The following is a 12601-nucleotide window of genomic DNA, read 5'->3' as shown; positions in this document are numbered from 1 at the left end:
CAGGAATGGCCCTCAAACCGTATTGAAATGAATAGTCAGTCTAACCGCTTCGCTGCGTGCAAAGAAGGCAGCAAACGCCGACCAGGTATTACATGTGGGCAATTGTACCACGCTGCAAGGCTTTGAGAGCAGAAAGCACGGATTTCGCAGCAGGTTCTGGTATCATGCAGCGTTCTTTAATTCGTCTCACGATCAGCAGCCCATAGCCTATGACCTCAAGCACACGTCCCGACACGCAGAACACCGGCCGCAAAAAAACCGCCGCCTGGATCAAACTCGACAGCATACTCGCCGAGCGGATCATGGTACTCGATGGCGCGATGGGCACGATGATTCAGAGCTATGGCCTGGAAGAAGAGGACTATCGCGGCGACGTGTTCAGCGATCATCCTTCGGATCTGAAAGGCAACAACGATCTGCTGTGCATGACGCGCCCAGCCTTGATCGAAGAGATCCACAAGGCCTATCTGGATGCCGGCGCGGACATCATCGAGACCAACAGCTTCAACGCCACCCGGGTTTCACAGGGTGAGTATGGTCTCGAACATATCGTCTATGACCTGAATCTGGCCGCTGCTAAAGTCGCCAAAGCGGCGGCTGATGCGAAAACTGCAGAAACCCCAGACAAGCCGCGCTTTGTCGCGGGCGTGCTCGGCCCGACTTCACGCACCGCCTCGCTATCGCCAGACGTCAACGATCCAGGTTTCCGGAACATTACCTTCCAGGGCCTGGTGGACAACTATTATGAGTCGATGAAAGGCCTGCTCGATGGTGGCGCCGACATCATCATGATCGAGACCATATTCGATACGCTCAATGCGAAGGCCTGCATCTTCGCAGTTCAGCAGTTCTTCATAGATAACGACATCGAACTGCCGGTCATGATCTCTGGCACGATTACCGATGCTTCCGGCCGTACCCTATCGGGGCAGACCACCGAAGCGTTCTGGATTTCCATGTCGCACGCCCGACCCTTGAGCATCGGGCTGAACTGTGCGCTTGGTGCAGACGCGCTGCGCCCTCATGTGGAAGAACTGTCCAACAAGGCGGACTGTTTCGTCAGCGCGCACCCGAACGCCGGACTGCCAAACGAATTCGGCGAATATGACCAGACACCCGAACAGATGGCCGAGATTGTCGAAGGCTTCGCCCGTGATGGTTTCGTCAATATCATCGGTGGCTGTTGCGGATCCATGCCGTCGCATATCGAGGCGATTGCCAAAGCTGTTGCCAAATACAAGCCTCGACAGATTCCCGAGCTCGAGCCAAGGCTCAGGCTTTCCGGTCTGGAAGCCTTTGTACTTACCGACAACATCCGCTTCGTCAACGTCGGGGAACGAACCAACGTGACTGGTTCGCGGCGCTTCCTGCGATTGATCAAGGAAGAACAGTATGAGGAAGCGCTCGATGTCGCGCTGGACCAGGTCGTCAACGGCGCCCAGATCATCGACATCAACATGGACGAGGGCATGCTCGACGCCGTCGAGGTCTTGCCCAAGTTCCTGAACCTGCTGGCAGCAGAGCCTGACATCTCGCGAGTCCCGATCATGGTCGATTCGTCGAAGTGGGAAGTCATCGAGGCCGGCCTGCGCTGCATTCAGGGCAAGGCTGTGGTCAACTCGATCAGCCTCAAGGAAGGTGAGACAGAGTTTATCCACAAGGCGAAGCTGTGCATGCGCTATGGTGCAGCTGTCGTTGTCATGGCCTTCGATGAAGACGGTCAGGCGGATACCTTCAAGCGCAAGACCGAGATCTGCAAGCGCAGCTACGACGTGCTGACCGGCATCGGCTTTCCGCCGCAGGACATCATTTTTGATCCGAACATCTTTGCCATTGCGACCGGCATTGATGAGCATAACAATTATGCCGTCGACTTCATCGAAGCCTGCCGCTGGATCACTGACAACCTGCCCCACGCCAATATTTCCGGCGGCGTCAGTAACGTCTCATTTTCCTTCCGCGGCAACGATCGCGTACGTGAGGCCATTCACTCGGTGTTCCTGTATCACGCCATCAATAACGGCATGAACATGGGCATCGTCAACCCGGCACAGCTCGAGGTGTATGACGACATCCCCGCCGATCTGAAGGATCTTGTCGAAGATGTCGTGCTCAACAAGCACGAGGGCGGCACGGAAGCGCTGCTCGAGAAAGCCGAGAGCTATAAGGGCACTGGCGAAGTCGCCGAAGCCGAAAAGCTCGAATGGCGCGACTGGCCTGTGACGAAGCGGCTTGAACACGCACTGGTGAAAGGCATCAATGCCTTCATTATCGAAGATACCGAGGCCGCCAGACTGGAAGCCAAACGGCCAATAGACGTCATCGAAGGCCCACTGATGGCCGGTATGAACGTGGTAGGCGACCTATTCGGATCCGGCAAGATGTTCCTGCCCCAGGTCGTCAAGAGTGCCCGGGTCATGAAGCAGTCAGTGGCCCATCTCATCCCCTTTATCGAGGCCGAGAAAACCGGCAAGAGCAAGGCCAAGGGAAAGATCCTGATGGCCACGGTCAAGGGTGACGTCCACGATATCGGCAAGAACATCGTCGGGGTAGTGCTGCAGTGCAACAACTACGAAGTCATCGACCTCGGCGTCATGGTCTCGGCAGAAAAGATTCTGGACACCGCCCGCAAGGAAAAGGTGGACATTATCGGCCTCTCGGGACTGATCACGCCTTCCCTCGATGAAATGGTACATGTTGCCAAGGAAATGCAGCGTCTGGACTTCCAGATCCCACTCATGATCGGCGGTGCGACGACATCGAAGGCACATACAGCGGTCAAGATCGAGCCGCGTTACAGTAATGATGCGGTGGTGTACGTCACCGACGCGTCACGATCGGTGAGCGTAGCCACCAAACTGATCAGCGAGACGCAGAAGGACGAGTATGTCGCCAGCATCAAGAGCGAATACGAGGACGTGCGCGTGCGTCGTAGTCAGCGCGAGCCCGCCCAGGTCAGCGTGCCTTACCCAGAAGCCGTCAAGCGTGGTCTGAAGCTGGATTTTTCGAGCTACCAGCCGCCGAAACCGACATTTACTGGCCTGAAGGTCTTCGATAACTATCCTCTCGAGGAGCTGGTCGACTATATCGACTGGACGCCATTCTTCATTTCGTGGGAACTGGTTGGGAAATACCCGAAAATTCTGGAAGACAAGGTCGTCGGTGAGGCCGCGACGCAGCTGTTCAAGGATGCCCAGGCCATGCTCCGCCGGATCATCGACGAACAGCTGCTGGAGGCGAAGGCCGTGATAGGTTTCTGGCCCGCCACGCGCACCGGACCAGATTCGGTCACCATCGACACGGCTGAAGAGGGCGACATCACGCTCGAGCATCTCCGTCAGCAGACCGAGCGCAACCGCTCGGGAAAGACCTCTTCACAGTCCCAGTGCCTCAGCCTGGCTGATTACGTTGCGCCAGCCGACTCTGGCGTACAGGACTACATGGGTGGCTTTGCCGTCACCGCAGGCATTGGCGCGGAAGAACTGTCGAAGCAGTTCGAAGCGAAGAACGATGACTACAACAGCATTATGGTCAAGGCGCTGGCGGACCGGCTGGCAGAAGCGCTGGCCGAGCGTATGCACGAACGCGTCCGGAAGGAGTTCTGGGGCTATGCCGAGGACGAGACACTCGACAATACGGCCCTGATCAAGGAGCGTTATCAGGGCATACGTCCGGCGCCTGGTTACCCGGCCTGCCCCGACCATACCGAAAAGGCGAAGCTGTTCCGCATTCTTGATGTCGATCAGAAGATCGGGCTGCGGCTGACTGAAAGCTTTGCCATGTATCCGGCGGCAGCTGTGAGTGGCTGGTACTTCTCGCACCCTGAGTCAAAATATTTCAATGTGGGCAAATTGCAGAAGGACCAGGTGAATACCTACGCCGAGCGCAAGGGCATGTCAGTGCAGGAAATAGAACGCTGGATGGGCTCGAGCCTTGGCTACGACACCTGAGGCAGACAATATGAAGTCAGCGGAGACAGAGAATAGATCCAGTGACGACACCGTCGCTGGCAGTAAGGCCGAAAAGCAGCCAGAAGAGACGAGCGGACTATCAATGCTGAGCCTGATCGGCAGCATCTTTGCAGCCGCCTTCGGCGTGCAGAGCAGCAAAGCCCGCGAACGTGACTTCAGTCAGCGTTCGCCCCTGCCCTTCATCATTGGCGGGGTCCTGTTCGGCATACTGTTCGTGGTGACGCTTGTGGTCGTCGTCAGCATGGTGCTGCCGGACTGATGCACTTCGTCCGGCCAGCGCCTGTCATCGATAGGAGTGCCTGGGCTAGCGGGTAGATACCCAGAGCAGCATGCCACCGGCAATGCACAGAATCAGCATGAAGGCTGCAAAGGCATCAGCCTTGCTGTCGCTGGTATCAGTGCCGTCGTACTTGCTGAGTATATCCTGCGACTCATGATCGATATCGCCGTGGTGGTCGTTGCCATGACCCGCTGCAGATGCGGTATTGGCTGCATTATTTTGCTGATGACGTGCGGCGTCATTGGCGAAAGCTTCTTTCGCCGGCCCGTAGTGACGAGAATGTTTCGGTTCCACAATATCTCCCTGATTGATAATAGTTTGTTCTTGTAAATTCACGGAAATCAGTTCAGCCGAGGCCAGTAGTCCCGCTTAATTGACCCACGAATCCAGCCGCGAAAATGGCGAAGAAGGAGCCAATCAGGTTTAAAACAGGTATACTATGACACGAATTTTTTTCTGGCACGAGACTTATGTATCAATACGATAAGCACGATCAGGTGATCATAGAAGAGCGCGTGAAGCAGTTCCGCGACCAGACCCGGCGCTATCTGAACGGCCAGCTCAGCGAAGAAGAGTTTCTACCGCTGCGCCTGCAGAACGGCCTTTATGTTCAGCGTCTTGCGCCAATGCTGCGTATTGCCGTGCCTTACGGCATGCTCAACAGCGCGCAGCTCAGACGTCTGGCCCATGTTAGCCGCAATTACGACAAGGGCTTTGCGCACTTTACCACTCGACAGAATCTCCAGCTGAACTGGCCTACAGTCAAGGATTCGCCGGATATCCTGGCGGAGCTGGCCGAAGTGCAGATGCACGCGGTCCAGACCAGTGGTAATTGTATTCGCAACACCACCACAGATCAGTATGCTGGCGTAACGCCAGATGAGATCGTCGACCCACGCCCATACTGCGAGATCATCAGGCAGTGGTCGACCTTCCATCCTGAGTTCGCCTTTTTGCCGCGCAAGTTCAAGATTGCCGTCAATGCCTGCCCGGAAGTCGATCGTGCAGCGACGCAGGTCCACGACATCGGCGTGCATCTGGTTCGTAATGACGCTGGTGAGATCGGCTACAGAATACTGGTCGGCGGTGGCCTGGGCCGAACGCCCATGATCGGCTCCGTGATACGGGAGTTCCTGCCTGAGCTGGACCTGCTGACTTATCTCGACGCTATTCTACGGGTCTATAACCGCTATGGGCGCCGGGACAACAAGTACAAGGCGCGCATCAAGATACTCGTCAAGGCTCTGAGCCCTGAAACCTTTGCTGAAAAGGTCGAGGCCGAGTGGGCACATTTCAAGGATGGTGAAGGCCGTATCACTGCCGAAGAGCTCGCGCGCGTGCAGAGCTACTTTGTAGACCCTGCTTACGAAGATTTCGGCAGCCGTGCCGATGATCTCGAAAACACCCTGAAACAGCAGTGCGCAGAGAACACCTATTTCGCAAACTGGCTGCGTCGCAATACCGCCGCGCACAAGCGCCCCGGTTATCGCATCGTCACCATGTCGCTGAAAAAGATTGGCATCCCACCGGGCAATGTCAGCGATCATCAGCTGGACGCGCTCGCAGATCTTGCTGACGAGTACAGCTTTGGCGAAGCCCGCGTAACACATGAGCAGAACATTGTGCTGGCTGATGTGAAGGTAGACCAACTGTTCACGCTGTGGGAGAAGATCAAGCCGCTTGGCTTCGCAACACCGACGCTCGGTACGCTGGCGGATATCATCTGCTGCCCCGGCGGCGACTACTGCGCCCTGGCCAATGCGAAGTCCATTCCAGTGGCCGAGGCCATTCAGGTGGAGTTCGATGACCTCGACTTCCTCTACGACCTTGGTGACCTCGATATCAATATTTCGGGCTGCATGAACGCCTGTGGCCACCATCATGTCGGTCATATCGGCATTCTCGGCGTCGACAAGAAGGGCGAAGAGTGGTACCAGATTTCGATTGGCGGCCAGGCTGGCAAGGTGACTGCGCTGGCGAAGATTCTCGGCCCTTCGTTCGCTCGCTCGGATGTTCCGCAGGTCGTGCGCAAACTGGTGGACGTCTATGTCGAACACAGACAGCCTGAAGAGCTCTTCGTCGATACTTACAATCGCCTCGGAATAGACCCATTCAAGGAGCGAATCTATGCCAAATCTCATTAAGATACCGGTTCGCGCAGATCATTCTGAAGCGAAGCTGGTCGATCACGAGTGGAGCCGGCTGGAAAAAGACCTGTCGCCTGAAGCGCTTGGGTCACAGGTTGAGCAAGCGTTGAAATCAGCCTACGGGGTACTTGTATACTGGGAGGACGCACTCGCCGCCGGCCTGGAAGGCGCACAAGTTCAGCATGATCTTGGTCTGACCGCTGACAATTTCGGCGTCTGGTTCGACAGCGACGATGAGGTCGAAGCGCTTGGGAAAGGTGCTCAGCAGTTTCCGCTCATCGCCTTGCACTTTCCGAAGTTTGTGGATGGCAGGAGCTACTCCAGTGCCTATCTGCTGCGCAGCCGCTTTGGCTTTACCGGTGAGTTACGGGCAGTTGGCGATGTACTGGTCGACCAGCTGTTCTTCATGCGCCGCTGTGGTTTCGACGCCTTCGAGCTTCGGGCCGACAAGCTCGTGGAAGACGCACTGACTGCACTGAATGCCTTTTCCGTGAAGTACCAGGGCAGCATCGATCGAAGTGAGCCTCTGTTCCGCATCGAAGATCGGCCCGCGGCCAGCGCCTGATATCTGCCCGATCGTGGCAACGTTAGCAGTTGCCACGGTTCAGGCGTTTACATCTTCGGCTGATGCATCAGGCTCATAAGCCGGGTCCAGCCACGGTCAATGGCGACCGAGGCGGCTATACCAAACTTCTCCGCCAGATTCTTCGGCTCTTCATAGCTCACCTGATATACGTCCGCAACCTTCGCTGAAGCCTGCAGGTAGTCATCGCTGGTCAGTATTTCGTCGATGAGCTTCTTGTCTATGGCGCGCTGCCCGTACCATATTTCGCCCTTGCTGACCTCTTCGATATCGACCACCGGACGGTTCGTGGACACGAACTCCTTGAACAGCACATGGGTCTCGTGCAGGTCATCCAGGAACTTCGCTCTGCCCTGCTCAGTGTTTTCGCCCAGTATCGTCAGTGTTCGCTTGTACTCACCTGCCGTGAGGACCTCGACATCGATGTCATTCTTTTTCAGCAGCCTGTGCACGTTCGGCACCTGGGCGACCACGCCGATTGAGCCAATGATGGCGAAAGGCGCCGCAATGATCTTGTCTGCCAGACAGGCCATAAGATAGCCACCGCTGGCCGCAACCTTATCGACGCAGACCGTCAGCGGAATATTGCGCGCCTTGATTCGACCAAGTTGCGATGCTGCCAGGCCATAGCTATGCACCATGCCACCTGGGCTTTCGAGCCTTACAACGACTTCGTCAGTGGGACGGGCCAGGGTAAGTACGGCCGTAATCGACTCACGCAGAGAGTCGACTTCGGAGGCTTTTATATCACCATCGAAATCCAGCACATAGACACGCTTACGCCCATCATCGTCAACTGCTTCTTCCTTTGATAAAGCAGTGTCTGTCGCCTTCGCAGTGTCAGCGCTCTTCCCTGAGGCGTCACGCTCTATGGTCGCGCCACGTTTTTCACCCGAGGCAGCTTTGGACGGCAAGGCCTTGAGTGCAGCCTTCTCGGCAAGTTTGGCTTCCTTCTTTCGAGCCTTGTATTCGAGTTTCTCGGCCTTCTGCTCGATCTTTTCGCGCGATTTCAGCCAGAGCTCATCGTGAATCTTGTGCTCGAGCACCCGCCGCATTCTGTCAAAGCGGTCGTTGAGATTCTTGATGCGCAGGAGCCCATCCTGCTTGTCCTTCTGGCGCTGGCTAATAGCGACGATCGAGCCGACAATGATGATGAAGGCTGCGACCAGCGTGACCGTCTTGGCCAGAAACAGACCGTACTGCAGTAAAAATTCCAAAAGTATTTCCTCGGTGTGGCTGGGGTTCGGGCTGCCTGGCTCAGGACAGCACCCCTGAAAAATTCATGGGCAAGCCGAAAGGGATGAGCTGTATATTGTGGCGGACAGTAAAAAAACAAGGCTGTTGACAGCTCAGGACATTGCCCATAAAGTCTTTTGCCAATAAGATTTCCACTGAACCAGACCACCATACGAACAGGATAAGAATTATGGCAGTGCAACAAACATTTGAAAAACTGAAAAACAACTTCAACTCTGATGCCGCTCAGGGTCTGGACCTGGTATTTCAGTTCGATATCGAAGATGGTGAGAACGCACACCTGATCGTGAAGGACGGCAAGTGCGATCTTGGTGAAGGCAACCACCCTGATCCATCTGTAACCCTGATCATGGATGAGCAGACTTTCCAGAACATCGTCAGCGGCGAAACTGACGGCATGCAGGCATTCATGGCTGGTCAGCTGCGCGCTGAAGGCGACATGATGCTGGCCATGAAGCTGGGTGAACTGTTCAACATGGGCTAGTTGCCCAGGCGGGATTCTGCTTGCAGAGTGATAGCGAGCAGAGTCTCATTGTTCTGCTCGCCCCGATTTTCCCCTGGCACGTCCCTATTTCCAGTTTTGCACGGCATCGAAAGCAGGCGCAGTCAAAGGCCTTGCCTTGAGGCCATCTGTCCCCAGCACTATCGCATAGCGCGCACCATGACTCATTGGCATGTAAACCGCTGCGCCATATTTGGCATCAACCCAGGGCAGATCGTACTCCCGGCTCAGGCTCCACAGATCCGGCATCACTCGTTCTTCATCGAAGCTGAGATCATAGACGCTGCGGATGCCCGCCTTTTCGTCACTGACACTGCCATATCGTCCTGAGAGGCGTTCTATTTCGTAGAAAGGCGCAGTACCGAATAGTCTGAGTGGGCCTTTCAGACTGATGAATCGAGCGTCCACCATCCAGAAGTCACCATGCAGTGGCGCTTTGAACACACGTTCATCGGGATATAGCAGCGTCGCCTGGAAGGTCTGGCGATCGAGCTTTTCAAAGCTGATGGTGGCGACGATGCCATTATCTCGCGCCTGCAGCATGCCATCGAGCTGGTAGTAAAACAGGCCAGCACCGCCGGCCATTGTTAATACGCCGAGCCAGAGGGTGACTCTGATCGCGGTGAAAATTCGGCCCATACTGTAGTCAGCTTACCTTGAAGCCGAGTTCTTTCAGGCTCTCGGCAGCAAACTGCAGTAGTTCCGTATTGCCTTCGAGGTTACGTGTCAGACTGTCGACAAAGTATTCGAGAGACGTCAGCGCATCAGCCAGCGTTTCGAGAAAGTGAGCATCATCTCTCTGCTTGAGACCTGCGCCATCCTCACCCAGAAATTTCTGCTGAATGCAGGCAATCGTTGCCTGCACGATCTTGGCCGCATTGTCATGCTCGAGCATGGCCATGGCTCCACGAATCGCATCGAGCGTGTCGGGCACGTTAGCCAGATGCAGCTGATCCCCGCCCGACTCCAGGTAGGCTGTGATCGATTTCTTTGCCAGCAACAGGCCTGTTTTTGACTCTTCGACCACGACGTCATGGGCGTTGCGGAAATATGGCGTCATGCCGGGTCGCGTCGAATCGCCACCAGCACGTTGCAGCAACTGGTCGGCCATGCGATCCGTTTCCATTGTCAGTCCGCCGCGCTCGAGCAGCAGAATAGCCTGCTCGACAATGAGCAGGGCATCGGCGACCGCCGCCATTTCCTGATACTGATCAGTACCTGGCTCCAGCGTCAATGGTTGGCTACCACCCTCAGACTGCAGCGCCCCCAGACGCACAGCAATATGTCCCGCCACCTGACCAAGCTTTGGCAGACTGAGCATGGTCAGGGTATGGCCGAGACGCGTAAGACTATCAACAATCTGGCCGAGCCCATTTTCTTCGCTGTCCATACCGCGCTCGATAATATCGAGCTTGTCTTTGATGAGGCCGATCTCTTCCTGCAATGCCGTAGTCACTGCCGCCAGCACATCCGCGCCGGGACCCATCAACAATTCCTTGTGAGCCAGGAAAGTGTGGCTGTCCAGCACCTCGGCATCCGAAACATGGTAGAAGTCCAGCAGGGCCTGTGCCGCGTCCGATCTGTGACGATCGCGAGCAATCCAGTGCAGAAGGTCCTTGCTGACGATTTCAGAGACAGTCTTCGAGGTAGACAGCCGGCCAGTGGCGACGGCCTCCTTGAAGTAACGTTCGACACGCATTAGAAGCTGCTTGCGTGCAGCCGGTAGGGGGCCAAGCGAGATAACCGAAGCCGCCGCCTGTTGCAGCAATCGCCAGAACTGCGACATGGTGCTGCCTTCACAGATCTTGAGCATGCCTTCAGCGGCTCTTGATACCAGCTTGCTACCGATTTCCAGATCTTCGTAACGGGTCTTTCGCAATAGCGCCAGCAGACCTACCTGATACATATGCCGTAGACGGCGAGCCCGCATTTCGAACACGTCCTGCTCGATGCCCTGCACCACCTGGGGCTGAATATCCTTCGGAAGCTCAATGTCGACGAAGTAACTTTCAGGCAGCGCTTTCGCATCGCGAATCAGCCGATACTGGTTGATGATATCGAGCAGCAGCTCCGGGTTGTCTTCCCGACGCTTGCGGAAATATTCAACATAACGTCGCAGTACATACAGTAGCTGATTCAGAGCAGCGAGCAGGCCATCCTTGCTCTGCTGTGCATCGACAGGCACTTCATTGGCCAGTGCCACGGCTTCGTTCGCCAGCAGTGTTGCGCCATCGAGTTCGATAAGCACAAAAATGCCGCGTAGCTGGTGCAGAAAATCTATACAGTTCTGCAGCTCCTCACCATTCTCCCGATTTTCGTGGAAGCGCTCGAGGCTTTGCTCTGCCTGTTCAATTGTAAGTCCGAGCTCAGCTTCGACCAGGTCGAAGGAGACCGACTTCTTTGCTATCCCACCGGGATCAACCATAAATTCAACACCCTACTTCTAGGCACCCGAAAGGTGTCCGTCTGACCGACAATAAAGGCAGACTCTGATATTCGACTGATGTACGAACCGTATCTGGTTCTAAGTCTAGCTCAATTCGGAAACTTGGCAGTAAGCCTGCATTACGGACTGGACAGCAGGCTTACCCTCATGACTCAGAGTGGCCAGCGAAGTGAGCGATGCAGCCTGGACCGCACGCTAAGACGAAAGGAAGACCACGGTCCCAACATCGCGAGACCGCTTCAGAGATGTGAGCTGCGGATCAGCCGAAGCCTACCACTGCAAGCTCCGCCACAAGGCCGGGCTGTCCGGCTTTTCGATAGCAGACAGTCTGCTGTCGTGCGCTTCCAGTTCCGCGGCCGAGGCAGCGATAACGGTCAGGCGTGGACGTTCTGCCGGCAAAATCCAGCGATGCGAAGATTCTGACTCTGCACCATCGTCATCCCCATACAGTCCCAGGCTAGTCTGGCCGCCAGTCATCAGTAGATAGACATCTGCCAGTATTTCAGCATCCAGCAGGGCGCCGTGCAGCTCCCGCTGACTGTTGTCGACACCGTAGCGCTTGCAGAGGGCATCCAGACTATTGCGCTGCCCTGGGTGCTTTTTCCGCGCCATGAGCAAGGTATCTATCACGCCGCAATGATCGGCGATACAGCCATGGGCCTGAAGTAGTTTCAGTTCGTGGTCGAGAAAGCCGATATCGAACGCGGCGTTGTGAATGATCAGCTCGCCGTCACGGATGAAGTCCATGAAGGCATCGGCGACGTTACGGAACAGCGGCTTGTCAGCCAGGAACTCGTCCGACAGTCCGTGCACTTCGAGCGCGCCGATATCGACTTTGCGCTCAGGATTGATGTACACGTGAAAGTGGCGGCCAGTCAGCCGGCGATCGACAATTTCCACACAGCCGATCTCGATAATGCGATGCCCTTCGCCGGGCTCAAGACCAGTTGTTTCGGTATCAAGAACGATTTGGCGCATGACTGTACACGACTCCCTTGTTGGCCAGCGCATCCGCCAGGTCGTTGAGGGGATGACCGCTATGACCCTTGACCCAATGCCAGTGCACATCGTGTCGCCCAGTCGCGGCTTCGAGCGCCATCCAGAGGTCCTGGTTCTTCACCGGCTTGCCGGCGCTGTTCTTCCAGCCCTTCTTCTTCCAGCCATGAATCCAGCTGGTAATCCCCTGACGGACGTACTGCGAATCGGTATAGAGTTCCACACGGCACGGCTCGGTGAGCGCATTCAGGGCTTCGACCGCAGCAGTGAGTTCCATCTGATTGTTGGTGACGTCAGGCGCGCCGCCAAATAGCTCTTTCTGTTTGCCCTGGAACTGCATGACAGCACCCCAGCCGCCTGGGCCGGGGTTGCCCTTGCAGGCCCCATCGGTATAGATCGTTATCGTCTTCAAGTAGATC

The 12601-nt window shown here is 56.0% G+C and carries 11 protein-coding genes; 5 read left to right on the top strand and 6 right to left on the bottom strand.

The window, feature by feature from the left end; translation table 11 throughout:
- Positions 1-209 precede the first annotated feature (209 nt).
- Positions 210-3950, top strand: a complete 3741-nt coding sequence (gene metH, locus ABD735_RS02810; protein WP_344803067.1) for a methionine synthase — start codon at positions 210-212, stop codon at positions 3948-3950.
- A 10-nt stretch (positions 3951-3960) separates the two neighbouring features.
- A complete protein-coding gene (locus ABD735_RS02805; protein ID WP_344803065.1) occupies positions 3961-4230 on the top strand; it encodes a DUF2970 domain-containing protein in 270 nt (89 codons plus the stop codon).
- Positions 4231-4275: 45 nt separating this feature from the next.
- Here ABD735_RS02805 and ABD735_RS02800 read toward each other — a convergent pair whose 3' ends face one another.
- A complete protein-coding gene (locus ABD735_RS02800; RefSeq protein WP_344803063.1) occupies positions 4276-4545 on the bottom strand; it encodes a hypothetical protein in 270 nt (89 codons plus the stop codon).
- A 176-nt stretch (positions 4546-4721) separates the two neighbouring features.
- On the opposite strand from ABD735_RS02800, the gene ABD735_RS02795 reads away from it, so the two are divergent.
- Positions 4722-6395 carry a nitrite/sulfite reductase gene (locus ABD735_RS02795; RefSeq protein ID WP_344803061.1) on the top strand — a complete coding sequence of 558 codons (1674 nt, stop codon included), beginning with the start codon at positions 4722-4724 and terminating at the stop codon, positions 6393-6395.
- A complete protein-coding gene (locus tag ABD735_RS02790; protein ID WP_344803059.1) occupies positions 6379-6963 on the top strand; it encodes a DUF934 domain-containing protein in 585 nt (194 codons plus the stop codon). Before ABD735_RS02795 ends, ABD735_RS02790 begins: the two co-directional genes overlap by 17 nt.
- A gap of 47 nt (positions 6964-7010) precedes the next feature.
- Here ABD735_RS02790 and sohB read toward each other — a convergent pair whose 3' ends face one another.
- Positions 7011-8198, bottom strand: a complete 1188-nt coding sequence (sohB, locus tag ABD735_RS02785; RefSeq protein ID WP_344803057.1) for a protease SohB — start codon at positions 8196-8198, stop codon at positions 7011-7013.
- 209 nt (positions 8199-8407) lie between these two features.
- Here sohB and ABD735_RS02780 point away from each other — a divergent pair, with 209 nt between their 5' ends.
- Positions 8408-8722 carry an SCP2 sterol-binding domain-containing protein gene (locus ABD735_RS02780; protein ID WP_344803055.1) on the top strand — a complete coding sequence of 105 codons (315 nt, stop codon included), beginning with the start codon at positions 8408-8410 and terminating at the stop codon, positions 8720-8722.
- Positions 8723-8806: 84 nt separating this feature from the next.
- Here ABD735_RS02780 and ABD735_RS02775 read toward each other — a convergent pair whose 3' ends face one another.
- From ABD735_RS02775 to rnhA, 4 genes are all read right to left on the bottom strand, one after another.
- A complete protein-coding gene (locus ABD735_RS02775) occupies positions 8807-9379 on the bottom strand; it encodes a hypothetical protein (RefSeq protein ID WP_344803053.1) in 573 nt (190 codons plus the stop codon).
- 7 nt (positions 9380-9386) lie between these two features.
- Positions 9387-11165, bottom strand: a complete 1779-nt coding sequence (locus tag ABD735_RS02770) for a FimL-related protein (protein ID WP_344803051.1) — start codon at positions 11163-11165, stop codon at positions 9387-9389.
- 291 nt (positions 11166-11456) lie between these two features.
- On the bottom strand, positions 11457-12164 hold the full coding sequence (gene dnaQ, locus ABD735_RS02765; protein ID WP_344803050.1) for a DNA polymerase III subunit epsilon: 708 nt from the start codon (positions 12162-12164) through the stop codon (positions 11457-11459).
- A complete protein-coding gene (gene rnhA, locus ABD735_RS02760) occupies positions 12145-12594 on the bottom strand; it encodes a ribonuclease HI (protein WP_344803048.1) in 450 nt (149 codons plus the stop codon). The genes dnaQ and rnhA overlap by 20 nt, the downstream gene beginning before the upstream one ends.
- Between the last annotated feature and the right edge of the window lie 7 nt (positions 12595-12601).

This window comes from Allohahella marinimesophila, from assembly GCF_039538005.1.
Lineage (GTDB): Bacteria > Pseudomonadota > Gammaproteobacteria > Pseudomonadales > Oleiphilaceae > Allohahella > Allohahella marinimesophila.
Note: the sequence above shows the minus strand (reverse complement) of the source record. Positions and strands in the feature narration are given on the sequence as shown.